Source organism: Luteimonas sp. A611, assembly GCF_054072715.1.
Genome location: NZ_JBSVRP010000001.1, coordinates 943,321 through 956,763, shown reverse-complemented (window position 1 = coordinate 956,763; position 13,443 = coordinate 943,321). Strand labels below are relative to the sequence as shown.

16 protein-coding genes and 2 pseudogenes are annotated in these 13,443 nt (G+C 68.5%); 2 read left to right on the top strand and 16 right to left on the bottom strand.

Features of this window, described 5'->3' with window-relative positions; genetic code table 11:
* Positions 1-148: 148 nt before the first annotated feature.
* The gene (locus ACW5EG_RS04265; RefSeq protein WP_457020923.1) at positions 149-1,945 is read left to right on the top strand and encodes a diguanylate cyclase domain-containing protein; all 1,797 of its coding nucleotides are present in this window, start codon (positions 149-151) and stop codon (positions 1,943-1,945) included.
* A gap of 36 nt (positions 1,946-1,981) precedes the next feature.
* On the opposite strand, the gene ACW5EG_RS04260 is transcribed toward ACW5EG_RS04265, so the two are convergent.
* Complete coding sequence (locus ACW5EG_RS04260; protein ID WP_457017514.1) at positions 1,982-2,533, bottom strand: DUF2058 domain-containing protein; 552 nt, start codon at positions 2,531-2,533, stop codon at positions 1,982-1,984.
* A gap of 91 nt (positions 2,534-2,624) precedes the next feature.
* Entirely contained in the window at positions 2,625-2,942 is a 318-nt protein-coding gene (locus ACW5EG_RS04255) for a hypothetical protein (protein ID WP_457017513.1), read from the bottom strand.
* Positions 2,943-3,365: 423 nt separating this feature from the next.
* Between ACW5EG_RS04255 and ACW5EG_RS04250 the strand changes: the two genes are divergently transcribed.
* Positions 3,366-4,220, top strand: coding sequence for a PhzF family phenazine biosynthesis protein (locus ACW5EG_RS04250; RefSeq protein ID WP_457020922.1), 855 nt, complete (start codon positions 3,366-3,368; stop codon positions 4,218-4,220).
* Positions 4,221-4,250: 30 nt separating this feature from the next.
* On the opposite strand, the gene ACW5EG_RS04245 is transcribed toward ACW5EG_RS04250, so the two are convergent.
* The 14 genes and pseudogenes from ACW5EG_RS04245 to ACW5EG_RS04180 all read right to left on the bottom strand — a co-directional run bounded on the left by ACW5EG_RS04245 (position 4,251) and on the right by ACW5EG_RS04180 (position 13,442).
* Entirely contained in the window at positions 4,251-4,628 is a 378-nt protein-coding gene (locus ACW5EG_RS04245; RefSeq protein ID WP_457020921.1) for a VOC family protein, read from the bottom strand.
* Between the two features lie 121 nt (positions 4,629-4,749).
* Positions 4,750-5,541 (bottom strand): annotated as a pseudogene (locus ACW5EG_RS04240) (ribonuclease H-like domain-containing protein); the annotation flags it as partial.
* A 92-nt stretch (positions 5,542-5,633) separates the two neighbouring features.
* Positions 5,634-7,976: pseudogene (locus tag ACW5EG_RS04235) on the bottom strand (DEAD/DEAH box helicase); the annotation flags it as partial.
* Between the two features lie 163 nt (positions 7,977-8,139).
* Entirely contained in the window at positions 8,140-8,436 is a 297-nt protein-coding gene (locus tag ACW5EG_RS04230) for a type II toxin-antitoxin system RelE/ParE family toxin (protein ID WP_457020919.1), read from the bottom strand.
* Between the two features lies 1 nt (position 8,437).
* A complete protein-coding gene (locus tag ACW5EG_RS04225) occupies positions 8,438-8,722 on the bottom strand; it encodes a ribbon-helix-helix protein, CopG family (RefSeq protein ID WP_457020917.1) in 285 nt (94 codons plus the stop codon).
* 224 nt (positions 8,723-8,946) lie between these two features.
* On the bottom strand, positions 8,947-9,894 hold the full coding sequence (locus tag ACW5EG_RS04220; protein WP_457020916.1) for an SDR family NAD(P)-dependent oxidoreductase: 948 nt from the start codon (positions 9,892-9,894) through the stop codon (positions 8,947-8,949).
* Between the two features lie 119 nt (positions 9,895-10,013).
* Positions 10,014-10,373, bottom strand: coding sequence for a type I restriction-modification enzyme R subunit C-terminal domain-containing protein (locus ACW5EG_RS04215; protein ID WP_457021400.1), 360 nt, complete (start codon positions 10,371-10,373; stop codon positions 10,014-10,016).
* A 20-nt stretch (positions 10,374-10,393) separates the two neighbouring features.
* Positions 10,394-10,564: a type I restriction-modification system subunit M N-terminal domain-containing protein gene (locus ACW5EG_RS04210; protein WP_457020915.1), complete on the bottom strand. Its 171-nt coding sequence runs from the start codon at positions 10,562-10,564 to the stop codon at positions 10,394-10,396.
* Positions 10,565-10,585: 21 nt separating this feature from the next.
* Complete coding sequence (locus ACW5EG_RS04205; RefSeq protein ID WP_457020914.1) at positions 10,586-10,882, bottom strand: hypothetical protein; 297 nt, start codon at positions 10,880-10,882, stop codon at positions 10,586-10,588.
* Between the two features lie 47 nt (positions 10,883-10,929).
* Positions 10,930-11,238 carry a type II toxin-antitoxin system RelE/ParE family toxin gene (locus ACW5EG_RS04200; protein WP_457020913.1) on the bottom strand — a complete coding sequence of 103 codons (309 nt, stop codon included), beginning with the start codon at positions 11,236-11,238 and terminating at the stop codon, positions 10,930-10,932.
* Positions 11,235-11,510 carry a YlcI/YnfO family protein gene (locus tag ACW5EG_RS04195; protein ID WP_457020912.1) on the bottom strand — a complete coding sequence of 92 codons (276 nt, stop codon included), beginning with the start codon at positions 11,508-11,510 and terminating at the stop codon, positions 11,235-11,237. Before ACW5EG_RS04195 ends, ACW5EG_RS04200 begins: the two co-directional genes overlap by 4 nt.
* 55 nt (positions 11,511-11,565) lie before the next feature.
* Positions 11,566-12,123, bottom strand: coding sequence for a YgjP-like metallopeptidase domain-containing protein (locus ACW5EG_RS04190; protein ID WP_457020911.1), 558 nt, complete (start codon positions 12,121-12,123; stop codon positions 11,566-11,568).
* Between the two features lie 19 nt (positions 12,124-12,142).
* Complete coding sequence (locus ACW5EG_RS04185; RefSeq protein ID WP_457020910.1) at positions 12,143-12,352, bottom strand: hypothetical protein; 210 nt, start codon at positions 12,350-12,352, stop codon at positions 12,143-12,145.
* A gap of 472 nt (positions 12,353-12,824) precedes the next feature.
* Positions 12,825-13,442 carry a beta-lactamase hydrolase domain-containing protein gene (locus ACW5EG_RS04180; RefSeq protein WP_457020908.1) on the bottom strand — a complete coding sequence of 206 codons (618 nt, stop codon included), beginning with the start codon at positions 13,440-13,442 and terminating at the stop codon, positions 12,825-12,827.
* Between the last annotated feature and the right edge of the window lies 1 nt (position 13,443).

Genomic DNA, 13,443 nt, shown 5'->3' with positions numbered 1-13,443 from the left:
GCCTGTCATTCCGAGCGCAGCGAGAAGAGCTTTACAACGGCGAAGCCGGTCAATCTCCGGCCGCACCACCAACCACTTTGCCGCACCACCGAATGACAGCCGCGCCGGCCTTGCCTACAGTGACCGCGTACCCGTCCATGCAGACACCATGTCCCGCCGCTTGAGGATTCCGCGCACCTACTGGGCCGACAGGACCATCCTGGCCGTGCTGATCGCGGGGACAGCGTGGCTGTCGCTCACGCTGGCGCGCGGCCCCGGTGAGCTCGCGGCCATCTGGGTGGGCAACGGCATCCTCACCGGTTGGCTGTTGTCGCGGCGCACCGCCACCTGGCCGGGTTACCTCCTCGTTGCATTCGCGTCCGAGCTGTCGGCGCGCATCCTCGCCGGCGACGAGCCGCTCTACGCCATCGCGATCGCCGTGTGCAACCTGATCGAAGTGCTGGGCGTGGCCGGCATCGTGCGCCTGCGGGTCCCCGACATCCGCGATCCGCGCAGCTGGATACGGCTGGGCGGAATCGCCACTGCCGCCACCCTGGCGGCCTGCGCGGTGGCCGGCGTGCTGGCGGCGACCGTGGCCTACTCGCTGCACGCGCAGCCGTTCCTGCCCGCGCTGGGGCGGTGGTACTCGGCGCACGTGGTCGGCATGGTGGTGGTGGCCACCACCACCCTGGTCGCGCATCGCAGAGGCCTGGGCCTGCCCATCGCGTCCAGGCGCGGCTGGAGCCTGGCCGCCACGCTGGCGCTGCTGGCAGCGGTGGCGGTCGGCGTGTTCACCACCAGCCACTCGGTGCTGTTCCTCACCTATCCGCCGCTGCTGCTGGTGGCGGTGCAACACCGCTTCGCCGGCGTGGCGCTGGGCGTGATCGCGCTGGCGTTGATCGGCGCCACGGCTACTACCCTCGGCCTGGGCCCGATGGCGCACCAGGAACTCGACGCGGCCACGCGCATCGCCCTGCTGCAGCTGTACATCGCCGGCGGCTGCGTGATGACCATTCCCGTGTGCCTGGCCATGGCCGAGCGCGACCGCCTCGCCGCCAGCCTGCGCGACAGCGAGCGCCGCTACCGCATGCTCGCCGACCATTCGCACGATGCCGTTACCCGGGTAAACGCCGAGGGCGAGCGCATCTACGTCTCGCCCTCCGCCACCGAGATGCTGGGCTGGGCGCCGGACAACCTGCTGGGGCCGCGCTGGGAGATCGTCCATCCCGAAGACCGGGACAGACAACGCGCGGCGATGGAAGAGGTGCTCGCCAGTGGCGAGCCGAACACCGACAGATACCGGCTGCGCCACAAGGACGGCCATTACGTCTGGATCGAGGCGGTGTCGCGCTGCATCCCCGCCGACGACGGCGGCGACCGCAACGACGTGGTGATCGCCGCGCGCAACATCAACCGCCGCGTCGCCGCCGAACAGGCGCTGGCCGAAAGCCGCCTGGAACTCGAACGCCAGTCGCGCGTGGACGCGCTGACCGACCTGGCCAACCGCCGCCAGTTCGAAGAGCGCCTGTCATTGGCGCTCAAGCGCCTGCAGCGACACCACACGCCGGTGGCGCTGCTGTACCTCGATATCGACCGCTTCAAGGGCATCAACGACGGCCATGGCCATGCCGCCGGCGATGCCGTGCTGCAGGCGTTCGCCCGTCGCCTGTGCCACTGCGTGCGCGAGACCGACCTGGTGGCGCGCCTGGGCGGCGACGAGTTCGTGATCCTGCTCGAGGACGTCCCGGCCACGGGCGCCGAGGCCGTGGCGCGCAAGGTGGTGGCCGCCATGGTCGATCCCATCGATGCCGGCGACGGCCACCGCATCACCGTCACCACCAGCATCGGCATCGCCTGCACCCGGCAGCCCACCGACGCCGGCACGCTGATGGCAGAGGCGGACGCCGCGCTGTACGCGGCCAAGAATGCAGGGCGCAACCGCTACCACGTGGGGACGCCGGACTAACGCGCAGCCGCGTCGCGGCGCAATCACCCCAACCCGCTACCAGACCAGGTCGTCCGGCACCTTGAACTGCGCGTAATACGCATCGTCTTCATCACTCGACGGCGCGGCCGCTGCCCCCGCCTGCCCGTGATCGAGCACGATCATCCCCGCATCGCGCTCGCGCACCTGCTGCCCCGCCCCGCGCGGCAGCAGCACATACCCGTCCGCGCCAGCCGCGACCACCAGCTCACCCGCCGCCAGCTTGCGGCGCAGGTCCTCGGTCACCAGCAGCGTGCGGATCGCACCATCGGCGGTGAACCGGTACTCGCTCTCGCCACCGTGCGGCACGCGCTTGTCGCGGATGATCTGGCGCGCCTGCGCGCGCAGCTCGGCCACGCGCGCCTGCGCCCTGCGCTCGGCCTCCAGCGCACGGTCGCGCTCGGCCTTCTCGGCCCGCACCCGCTGCGCTTCCAGCTCGATCTCGTTCGGCCCGGACGGCGCCCGCGCATGCCGGGCCAGGTGCTGCTCGCGCGCCACCGCCGAAACCTTGGACTTCTTGACCAGCCCGGCCTTGAGCAGCTGTTCCTGGAGGGGATTGCCTTTGGCCATGGCGGCGGCACCTTGCTTGGGAGGCCACCATGATACGGCCGCGCCGTCGGGCCCCTTGCCGGCAGCCCTGACGGAGTCCGGACGCGACCGTTCAGTCGCGCAGCTTCAGCGTCGGATGTTCGTCGAGCACGCCGTCTTCCAGGATCACCACGTGGCGCGTGTCGTCCTTGTCGAACAGCACCGGGATCGGCGTCTGGAACAGCGGCCGGCGCACGAAGGCCAGCCGCCAGCGGAAGATCTCCAGCGCCTCCAGCGTGACCAGCTGGGCAGGCGTGAGCCCGGCGCGCAGCGCTTCGGCAGCGGTCGGCGGGGCCGGCCTGCGGCGCTCGGGCGTGCGCGGCCCGGGAGGCGGCGCCACGGACTGCCACGGACCGTCGATGACCGTGGCTTGGTGGTGGTTGCGGGACATGGAAACTCCGGAACTTCGGTGGGGGCCGGGGCCTACCTGGCGCGCTTCCCATGGCGCGCTGGCATACGCCGGCGCATGGGGCAAAGCAAGGCGCGTGCCGTTATGGGTGTCCTGCCAAGGAATCCCAGTGAATTCAGTGATTTGTTCACTTCGGATGCAGGAATGTGGAGGGGATGTGCACGCCAGGCGCCGTCCGGCTGACACCGAACCGTTGTCCGCGCCCCCACCACCCGATCCGGGTCGACCGGCGCGCCGCAGCGCTGCCGGAAAATTGACTCGCTGCGCCTACCGGCATCCGCAGGGTGCCCCGTTGCGTCCGATTTCTGCCCCTCGCTGCCGCAGGCAGACGTCGCCGGGACGATTCGCTTGCGGCCTCCCCTGTCTCTTCGGAGACTGGGCAACCCGGGCACACGCACGCACGGCATGACCACCACCCCGCACGAACTGCACCGCCTGGCGGCGTTCACCGACGATCCGCGAGGCGGCAACCCCGCCGGCGTCTGGATCGGCGATGCGCTGCCGCCTGCGGATCACATGCAGCGGGTCGCCGCCGAGGTGGGGTACTCGGAAACGGCGTTCCTGGCCCCTGCCGCTGGGCGCGCGTGGCGGGTCCGCTACTTCAGTCCCCTGGCCGAAGTGCCGTTCTGCGGGCACGCCACGATCGCCAGCGGCGTCGTGCTGGGTCGCGGGTCTGGCAGTGGCACCTACACGCTTGCCACCCGGGCGGGCGAAGTGCGTGTCCAGGTCGAGCGCGAAGGCGACGCGTGGCGCGCAAGCCTGCAGTCGGTGCCGACGCAACAGCGACCCGTGCCCGCGGCCGTGCTCGACGAAGCCCTGGCCACGCTCGACTGGCGCCCGGGCGAACTCGACCCGCAGTTGCCGCCGATGCTCGCGTTTGCCGGGGCCTGGCACCTGGTGCTGGCGGTGACGCAGCAACAGCGGCTCGAACGGCTGCACTACGACTTCGAGCGCCTGAAGACCCTGATGCTGGCGCACGAACTCACCACGCTGCAGCTGGTGTGGCGCGAATCGCCCGCGCGATTCCACGCGCGCAACCCCTTCCCCGTGGGCGGCGTGGTCGAGGATCCGGCCACCGGCGCGGCCGCCGCGGCGCTTGGCGGCTACCTGCGCGATGCCGGCCTGATGCCGGTGCCGGGTGGGTTCCAGATCATCCAGGGCGCGACGATGGGGCGACCCAGCCTGCTGCACGTCACCGTGCCGACAAGCGGCGGGATCATCGTCTCGGGCACCGCGGTGGACATGCCGGCGGCGGACTGAGGGCGGCGTGTCTGTGCACGTGCGCGTCCGCTACATGCTGTTGACGTGCAGGATGTTGCCGTCCGGATCCGTGAACCAGATGGCAGCGAAGTCGTCGACAACGTGTACGCCGCGCTCGATCCGCATTCCAAGTTCCGGATACTCCTCCAGCCGCACGCCCTTCCCGCGCAGGTCCCCGGCGATGGCGGCGACGTCGCTGCCCGCGCTCCACACCACCGCGTTCCCCGTGCCCGGCCTGACGTCCTTCGACGGGTACACCACCAGCCAGGTGTCACCGGTGCGAAAGGTCAGCACGCCGTCGCTCCCATCCCCGTCCAGTTCCAAGCCCAGGATGCCTTCGTAGAACCCGCGCGCGCGTCCGAGGTCGCTCACTGCGACGATGGCCGAGGATGTCTTGTGCCTGAGCATGGTGGCGCTCCAGTCGTGTGGGAAGCGACGAGGGTGCGCAGGCGGTGGTTGCCGTCGTGTCAACGTCAAGCGGTGATCCGCTGCGGCCGCAGGCTCCGATTGGGGCATGGAGCCGTTTTCCCTAGCTCGGCCTCGACAGAACTTGCGCCTGCGCGTGGAAATGCACCAGCAGCCCGGCGAGGCTGCGCAGGTCCTGGGCGTTGTGGTCGCCCACGCGCCGCAGCTTGTCGGCGCTGCCGCCGCGCAGGTAGTCGAGCCAGGCCGCGGGGGCTTCCGATCCGGGCAGGTCGTCTTCGCGCACCACGCCCAGCAGTTGCCGCTCGATGGTGGCGAGGCGACAGTTTTCCCAGACGCCCCGGTAGCGCCGCCGGACCGGATGCAGCAGGTCGATGTGGTCGCGGCCGAGCACCGGATCAGCGAGCCGGGCCAAGGTGTAGCGCGTACTCAGCAGCGGCCGGTCGTAGCACTTGCCGTTGTAGGACAAGAGCACGGTGTGCGGCTCCAGCCAGTTGGCGAACTCGCGCAGCATCGTCTGCTCGGCGCCCATGGTGGTCATCAGCAGCTGGCGGATGCGCAGGCCGCCATCGCGCCAGTCGCTGGCGCCGATCATGAAGGCGCGCGTGCCGGTGCCGCCGGCAAGGCCGGTGGTCTCGGTGTCGAAGGCGAGGATACGGTGGGTTTCGATCTCTTCGTGATCGAACGCCGTCAGGTTCAGCGCCGTCAGGTCCAGCTGTTCGGGCAGGCGTTCGAAGGGCACCCACTTCTCGATGTAGCGCAGGCCCGGCGAGATTTCGTCGCCCTCCAGGCTGCGATCGAAACTTCGCACCGGCGCGAAAGCGCGTGGGCGCAGGCCAAGCAGTTTGCGCAGCTGCGCCACCTGCTCGCCGGCCGACTTCTCACGCGGCGCAGCGGGCAGCGCAACGGGCGATGCGACGGACGCCGCCACGGGCCGCGCCGCCACGCCCGCCTGCTGCCGCAATCCGGCCAGCCGCTTGGCCAGCACGCTCAAGCCGCCTCTCCAAGCAGTTCCAGCACCTGCATGCCGGCCGCCTTGACCGATTTTCCTTCCACTTCGCTGCTGGCCAGGATCGGCCCCACGCACGCGGGGCAGCCATGCTTGCAGGGACACGAACGGATCAGCCCCAGCGCCTGCTGGCGCAGATCCTCCCTGCGCTCGAACAGCGGCAGCGACAGCCCCACGCCGCCCGGATAGTTGTCGTAGAGGAACAGCGTGGGCGTGAAACCGCGCGCGGCTTCCACCATCGCCTCGCCGCTGTCTCCCGAGCGGATCTGCCCGCGCCCGGCCTGATCGGCGGTCGCAAACCACGCGCCATCGCCGCTGCCCACCGCCTTCTGCAGGTCGCGCCCCTCGGCCATCACGCAGACCATCGCCACCAAGTGCAACGCATACGCCGCAGACAGAAAGCCATCGAGCGCATCCTGCCGGCTGTCGAAACTTGCATCGAGCACCCGCTGCGGGAGCTGCCACCAGCATGCGGTGGTGTGCAGCTCCTGGTCGGGCAGAGTCACCGGCCCGTAGCCGATGTTCTCGTGGGTGTGGAAGCGGATCTTCTTGTAGCCCGACACCCGCCGCAGCACGTGCACCTCGCCGTGGTGGGCACTGCCCTGCCCGGCCGGCGCGCCCTCGGCCTCGTCCAGAACTTTCAGCTTGGTGTAGTCGATGGCATCGGTGTAGTAGTCCACGTTGGTCTGCTGCACGTAGGCCTTGCGCCCTGCCCAGTCCAGGCGTTCGACCTGGTAGGGCTCGGACTGCACCATGTGGATCGCGCCCTCGTACAGCGTGAGCGCCGCGGCCGAATAGTCGACCTCGGCGATGATGGTCTGGCGGCCATTGGTGCGGTCGACCACCACGAAGTTGCCGTCGGCCACCGAGCGCAAGTTCACCGCCTGGGCCGGATAGCTGTCGGCGATCCACTCCCAGCGTTCGCCCTCCTGGTGCAGCACGCCGCTTTCCACCAGCACCTCCAGCCACGGGCCCGGATCGACCGGGCCGAAGGCATCGCCGGCCAGGAACGGCAGCTCGAAGGCCGCGCAGCGGATGTGGTCCATCAGGATCAGCGGCTGGTCGGGCTCGATGCGCGCCTGCTCGGGCGTGGCGCTGGCGAAGAACTCCGGATGGCGCACCACGTACTGGTCCAGCGGCAGGCTGCTGGCCACCAGCACGCCGATCGACGGCTGCTGGCGCCGGCCCGCGCGACCGAAGCGCTGCCAGGTTTGCGCGATGGAGCCGGGATAGCCGTTGAGCACCACGACATCCAGGCTGCCGATGTCCACGCCCAGCTCAAGCGCCGAGGTGCTGACGATGCCGTCGATCTTCCCCGAGCGCATCTCGCGCTCCACCTCGCGCCGCTCGGTGGGCAGGTAGCCGCCGCGATAGGCGCGGATGCGCCGCGGCTTGCGCGGGTCGTGGTCGAACACTTCCTTGAGGTACTTGGTGAGCACCTCGACCATCAGCCGCGACTGGCAGAACACCATCGTCTTCAGGCCCGACTTGATCGCCATGCGCGCAATGCGGTTGGACTGCGAGCGGGCCGACGCGCGAATGCCAAGGTCCGGGTTCACCACCGGCGGGTTCCACAGCAGGATGTGCTTGTCGCCGGTGGGCGCGCCGCTGTCAGTGATCGCGTCGACCTCGTGCTCGATCAGCGCACTGGCGTGCTGCGCGGCATTGCCGATCGTCGCCGAGCACAGCACGAACTGCGGCTTGACACCGTAGAACGCGCACACGCGCTTGAGCCGGCGGATCACGTTGGCCACGTGCGAGCCGAACACGCCGCGATACGTATGCACCTCGTCGATCACCACGTAGCGCAGGTTCTCGAAGAACTGCGCCCACTTGGTGTGGTGCGGCAGGATCGCCTGGTGGAGCATGTCGGGATTGCTGACCACGATGTCGCCATTGAGCCGGATGGCCTGTCGCGCATCGCCCGGCGTGTCGCCATCGAAGGTCGCCGCGCGCAGCCCCAGCGCACCTGCGGCATTGAGCTCCAGCAGCTCGGCCACCTGGTCCTGGGCCAGCGCCTTGGTGGGGAACAGGTACAGCGCCTTGGCCCCCTGCTCCAGCGCCGCACTGACCACCGGCAGCGTGTAGCACAGCGACTTGCCCGAGGCCGTGGGCGTGGCCACCACCACGTGCCGCCCCGCGCGCGCCGCCTCCCAGGCCAGCGCCTGGTGCGAATACAGCGAGCGGATACCGCGCGCCTGCAGCGCCGCATCGAGCGCGGGCGGCAGGTCACGCGGCAGCGGGCGCAGGTCGGCCGCCTGGCCCGGAATGGTGAACTGCCCGGTGACACGGTCGGCATAGCGATCGGCCAGGCGACGCGCCAGCTGCCCCCCGGACGGAACGGGCGCAGGCAGCGGCCTGGCGTGGAGGATGGCGTTCATGGGGCCTGCCCTGTTTGGGCGGGCCAGTGTTGTGGGGGGCAGTCTCACTGGGTGAGTCTGGCCACACCCGATCGCCCCTACCGCTGGCGAATTGCCCCGGTCCCGATCACGGGCGTGCGTACCCTGCCTCGCGTTGTGCACGGATCGCCAGTACGAACACGGTGTCCACCAAGGCGACATACCGGTAAAGCGCAACGTAGCCGCGGGACCCCCGGCCGATCACCAGTTCCCGCAAGGTGTCGCCGTCGGCACGGCCGATCAGGGGATTGGCCCGCAGAACGTCGAGGGCATCGGCAATCCCGCGCAACCGACCCTCGACATCCGCGATGTCCTGGCTCAGCAGGAAATCGGTGATCCGATCCAGATCATCCGCGAACTCGGTAGCAAGCCTGATGGCGGCCATGTCACTTCGCGGGTTTGCGCGCCACCGGGCGCTTTACCGGCTTCCCCTGGACACGGCCCATCATGTAGGCGCGGTACTCCACCCAGTCGATGGTCTCGCCCGTTTCCACGATGCGTGCGTACCGTCGCTCCGCCTCGTCGTGGAAACCGGCGCGCTGCTCGGCCAATGCGGCCTTCTCGGCGATCGCCTCCAGGATGAAGTTGTGCGAGGTGGTGCCCGCCGCTTCCGCCGCATGGGCGACGCGGGCCTTGAGGTCTTCGGGCAGGCGGATGGTAGTGGTGCTCATGGGGACTCCAAGTGTGCTCCGGCCTCGCGTAAAGGTAGCACAAATGTGACACAACCAAGGCAAGGGAGGGCGGTACGGAGACCGGGCGTTGCGCCTCAGCGCGCCAGCCTTTCCAGCACACGACATCTTCGGCGCTGCCTATCGAACCCCCTTGACCGGTCTATCTTGGTCGTAGACCGCTGGGATCGACTCTGACCCCAGCTCGCACCCAGCTCGCATTGCGCTCAATCCCCACGCAGCTCGCGCACCTCGTCTTCGCGTTCGACCCGATCCCGCACGCCACCATCCACGCCACGCCCCGACTCCATCGCAACGAACAGCGTGCCATCGGTGGGCGGCGCCGGCGGCGCATCTTCCATCTGCCACTTGTGCGCGATGTCGGCGGACATGCGTTCGGCGATATCCGGCGTGAGCTTGTGCGATCCGTACGAGGCCTTGGCCTTCCAGCCCACCGCCAGCTCCTCCTTCGGATCCAGCGCGATGTCGATAATCGCGTCCACCACTTTGTCGGGATCGTCCATCGCGGCCATGCGCGGCGTGCCGCCGCTGAAGTTCGCGGCATGCTCCCACCACGGGGTATCGACCGCCCACGGCATGACGGTGGCCACCTTGATGCGCTCTTGGCCATCCAATCGCAGCTCGGCGTTCAGCGCGCGGCCCAGGCTCAGCACGCCGGCCTTCGAGGCCGAATAGCCCGCCTGGTAGGCCAGCGGCACTTCGCTGTCGATGGAGCCGACGTTGACCAGCGTGCCCACGCCCTGCGCGCGGAAGCGGTTGATGGCGAAATGGCTGCCGTAGATCACGCCTTTCAGGTTCACGTCCAGCACGCGCGCGTGGTGCCCCGGCGGAATGTCCCAGAACCGGCCCAGCGCGCCGATGCCGGCGTTGTTGATCCAGACATCGATGCGCCCCGTGGGCGCGAGCGCGGCCTCCGTCAGCGTCTCCATATCCTTGACCTGGGTGACGTCGCCGACGACCACGATCGCGGTGCCACCGGCTGCACGGACCTGCGCGGCGACTTCTTCGAGCAGCTCCACGCGGCGGGCGAACAGCACGACGTTCGCGCCGCGGGCACCGAGCTTCAGGGCCACGCCGCGACCGAGGCCGCTGGACGCGCCGGTGATGACGAAGGTGCTGCCTTGCAGGGATACCGAATTCTGTTCGCTGGCCATGGGGGGCTCCTGGAAAGCTTCGAGCTTCCCCATAGCGGCGTACGGCGACCGTGAAAGCGGGCTTGAGTGGCCAGGATCGGCCCATGCCCTCGCCCTCGGCATCGCCGCCCTGCTGGTTCCTAGGCAGCAGCCCGCTGGTTGATGTCGGACACAATCTGGAAGATTGCCTCAGCGTCCGCGTCTCCAAATGCGCCGTCCACCCCGCCGTAGTGGATCGCAGTGAACGGCGGCTCGTACAGCTGGCCCGGGTCGATCACTCCGCTATGGGTCAGTCGGTCGATGATCATCTCGACAAATCGGATCTGCTGCGCGCTGTAGCGATTTTCGTCCAGGAACCCGGCAAACGCTTCTTTCGCGGCGTTGCGATCCAGCCCGACCAACGAGCGGATGAACACCGTCAGCGGCCGGTCATTGCCGTAGTGCTTCTCGAACGTCGCGCGCCCGCCCACCACTTCGGCGCCGTAGACGAACCGCTCCAGCTCCTCCAGGTCCGTCGGCGTCAGCGTCCGGTTGTGGCGCAGCTTGGCGACACGGTGTGCAGCTCATCCAGCCGCTTGATGAAAAGCAGGTAGGTCATCTGCTCGATGACCTCCATGGGATTGGAGATGCCGCCGCTCCAGAACGCGTTCCAGATGGCGTCGACCTGGGATTTGATGGTGCCGGTGATCATGTATGTCCTTGCTTCTGCGATTCAGGATTCGGAGGTCCTGACGATGCTGTGGCCCCTGGCGTTGTAGAGGCCATTGAATTTTGGATCGGGGCCGCGCAGGCGTACCGACCAGCCGTGACCGAAGACGTGGCGGTACACGTCCTCCACGTCATGGAGTTCAAGCTGGTTCTCCTTGCGATTGGCGCCCGTCCCTGGCTTTGCCACGCGGAACGTGGCCTTGCCGGTGTCGCGGTTGAGCAGGCGATAGGGGTAGAGGCGCTGGCCGCTGCTGTGTTCGAACCAGAAACGGGGATCGATGTCGTTTGTCGGCTTGGCCATGAGCGTTCTTCGTTTTGGACCATGTGCTACCCCTGCCCCCAAGCCAGTCAATGGTAGTCGTCTTCACGCTGGTGCCTGGCCGCCAGCACGGTCACGGTTGCCGCGTCATCCACCTCGAACAGAAGTACGTAGCCGCTGGCCCCAAAGCCGATCACCAGCTCCCGCAGGAACGGGTCCGCGGTGGTGGCCTTGCGGCAGCTCAGCGGAGCGAGCTCGAGCACGGTCACCGCGTCACGGATCGACTGCAGGGTCCGCTCGGCCAGGACGAAATCGCCCTCGCTCTGCTGCAGCAGCCAGTCGTAAGGCAGCTCCAGGTCCCGCTGCGCTTCCTCCGTGAAGCGTACGCGGAAGCTCATCCGGCCCCGGCCCTCTTGCGGGCCGATTGCAGCCGGCTATGGAGCCCTTCCAGTACGGCCGCTGCCTCGACGTGGCGGTCCTGGTCACGCGCCCTGTCGCGCGATGCCAGGCCGCGGGCGATGAATTCTTCCTGCTGCTGGCGTTGCTGCACCTGTGCACGAACCGACTGCTCGACGAAGCTGGAAAGCGTCTCGCCTTCGCGCAGCACGGCTTCGGCGGCTTCCCTGAGTGCGGGGTCGACCCGGAGCGAGGGGAGCGTGGCGGTCTTCATCGGGGCTTCCGTGCGTTGCAATTGCGATGCATCGTGACATGGCGACGCCCGCGCTTCAATCACGGCTCGTCACTGACGCCGCCGACGCGATGTGTCTCCCGTCCTGCCCGCCAATCCGCGCCAGATCCAGCTGCGTCAGATACAAGCGCAGATCGAACTCAAGCCGGTGGTAGTCGGGCTCCATATGCGTGCACAGCTGGTAGAAGGCCTTGTTGTGGTCGGCCTCCTTCATGTGTGCCAGCTCGTGCACGGCGATCATCTTCAGGAAATCCGCCGGCGCATCGCGGAACACGGATGCAATACGGATTTCGCGGCTGGCCTTGAGCCGGCCGCCATGCGCGCGCGAGATGGTGGTGTGGGTGCCCAGGGCATGCTTGAGCACCTGCAGCTTGCCGTCGTAGATCACCTTGCCCAGCGGCGCGGATTTTCGCATGTGGCGATCCTTGAGTGCCTGGACGTAGGCATAGAGCTGGCCGTCGTTGCGCACCGTATGGGCATCGCGGTACTTCGCGGTCAACAGCGCCTCCAGCCGGTCCTGTGCGATGAGCTCGCGCACACGCGCCTGCACGTCCTGCGGATAGCCGCCGAGATACTTCAAAGGCGAGTTCGGCATGGTGAAAAAGTCCGGCTTGTCATTTCGAACGCAGTGAGAAGAGCTTTACAACGGCATCATGCCCGCGCCCATCGCCAGTGTGGTCATGATCACCGGCCGCGCGCTTGTGGCAGGCGTCCATCAGGGCATCGGGGTGGGCCAGGCCCTGCTGTTCGGCGATCACGGCGTAGTCCACCAGCAGGATGGACGCGCGGCCGACCTGGCCGTCAACGCGATCGCAGATGGCCATCCCATAGTTCGCAATTCGCGAATGACGAAAGCCGCGCGCCGGCAATGCTAGGCGGGCCGCAGCGCCTGCACATCGTCAAACAGCGCCTCCAGCCCCGCATGCGTGCCGCGCAGGCCAGCGACAACTTCGGCTGTCCAGTCGAAATATTCGCGGCGGCGGTACGTGGGCCAGTCGGCGGGCGGGCATTCGACCAGGTCGCGCAGGTTGGCGATCTTGTCGGCGAGCTTGACTAGGTTGATGTAGGGCGTGGCGTCGGCGTCCTTGCGGCGCTGGGCGCGATGGGCGTGCGCAGCGACGGCGATGGCGTCGATGACGCGGGCGATTGGTTGGTGTTGGTGGTTTATGCGCTTTCCCCTGTCTGCAGACGGCCATGCTGGCCCGGGAGCGTCGCAGCGGCTGGGACGCCCCCACCCCGGCCCTCCCCCGCAGGCGGAGGAGGGAACAAACGGGTGGCTGGCTCAGTCGGCGTGAATCAGCCGCCTGCGGCGCACGCCGCGAGCGCTTCCTGACCCTGCGCCGACGCCACGCAGCGCTCACGCGCCAGTCGCGTGCGGACTTCGCCTTCCAGGCTGCGCAGACCCCAGCGGCGGCCTTCGGCAATGGCGACTTCATCGTCTGCGCCCTGCAGCCAGGCAGCGCGCAGCGCGGCGAGCGCGCCGACGCGGTTGCCGCTGGCGCAGTGGACCAGGGCCGGGCCTTCGACGCCGCGCAGCAGTTGGTCGAAGGCAGCGACCGATTCGCGGTTGAGATCGGCGGCGCCGGCGATGGGGAGGTTCTCGTAGGACAGGCCGGCGGCCCGCACAGCGGTGGCTTCGTCGAAGGCGGGGGTTTCGGCGTCGGGGGTGAGGTCGATGACGTGGGTGATGCCGGCGGCGCGCAGGGCAGGCAGGTCTTCGGCGGTGATGCGGCCGCCGGTGTGGATGCCGGGGATGGGATTGTTGAAGCGGCTCAGTCCGGGGGCGTGGGCCGTGGTGTCGGGGGTGGGTGGTGGGGTGGCTGCGGATTGGGGTGTGGTGGTGCAGCTGGCGAGGAGGATCAGCGTGGCTGTGAGGAGGGAGGCTTGGATGGGGGCGAGGTTTTGGGTGCGCATG

Bases quoted from the DNA above. Each gene is read 5' to 3' on its own strand.
- ACW5EG_RS04265 (WP_457020923.1), top strand. From the start codon at position 149: ATGTCCCGCCGCTTGAGGATTCCGCGCACCTACTGGGCCGACAGGACC.
- ACW5EG_RS04260 (WP_457017514.1), bottom strand. From the start codon at position 2,533: ATGGCCAAAGGCAATCCCCTCCAGGAACAGCTGCTCAAGGCCGGGCTG.
- ACW5EG_RS04255 (WP_457017513.1), bottom strand. From the start codon at position 2,942: ATGTCCCGCAACCACCACCAAGCCACGGTCATCGACGGTCCGTGGCAG.
- ACW5EG_RS04250 (WP_457020922.1), top strand. From the start codon at position 3,366: ATGACCACCACCCCGCACGAACTGCACCGCCTGGCGGCGTTCACCGAC.
- ACW5EG_RS04245 (WP_457020921.1), bottom strand. From the start codon at position 4,628: ATGCTCAGGCACAAGACATCCTCGGCCATCGTCGCAGTGAGCGACCTC.
- ACW5EG_RS04230 (WP_457020919.1), bottom strand. From the start codon at position 8,436: ATGGCCGCCATCAGGCTTGCTACCGAGTTCGCGGATGATCTGGATCGG.
- ACW5EG_RS04225 (WP_457020917.1), bottom strand. From the start codon at position 8,722: ATGAGCACCACTACCATCCGCCTGCCCGAAGACCTCAAGGCCCGCGTC.
- ACW5EG_RS04220 (WP_457020916.1), bottom strand. From the start codon at position 9,894: ATGGCCAGCGAACAGAATTCGGTATCCCTGCAAGGCAGCACCTTCGTC.
- ACW5EG_RS04210 (WP_457020915.1), bottom strand. From the start codon at position 10,564: ATGATCACCGGCACCATCAAATCCCAGGTCGACGCCATCTGGAACGCG.
- ACW5EG_RS04205 (WP_457020914.1), bottom strand. From the start codon at position 10,882: ATGGCCAAGCCGACAAACGACATCGATCCCCGTTTCTGGTTCGAACAC.
- ACW5EG_RS04200 (WP_457020913.1), bottom strand. From the start codon at position 11,238: ATGAGCTTCCGCGTACGCTTCACGGAGGAAGCGCAGCGGGACCTGGAG.
- ACW5EG_RS04195 (WP_457020912.1), bottom strand. From the start codon at position 11,510: ATGAAGACCGCCACGCTCCCCTCGCTCCGGGTCGACCCCGCACTCAGG.
- ACW5EG_RS04190 (WP_457020911.1), bottom strand. From the start codon at position 12,123: ATGCCGAACTCGCCTTTGAAGTATCTCGGCGGCTATCCGCAGGACGTG.
- ACW5EG_RS04185 (WP_457020910.1), bottom strand. From the start codon at position 12,352: ATGGCCATCTGCGATCGCGTTGACGGCCAGGTCGGCCGCGCGTCCATC.
- ACW5EG_RS04180 (WP_457020908.1), bottom strand. From the start codon at position 13,442: ATGCGCACCCAAAACCTCGCCCCCATCCAAGCCTCCCTCCTCACAGCC.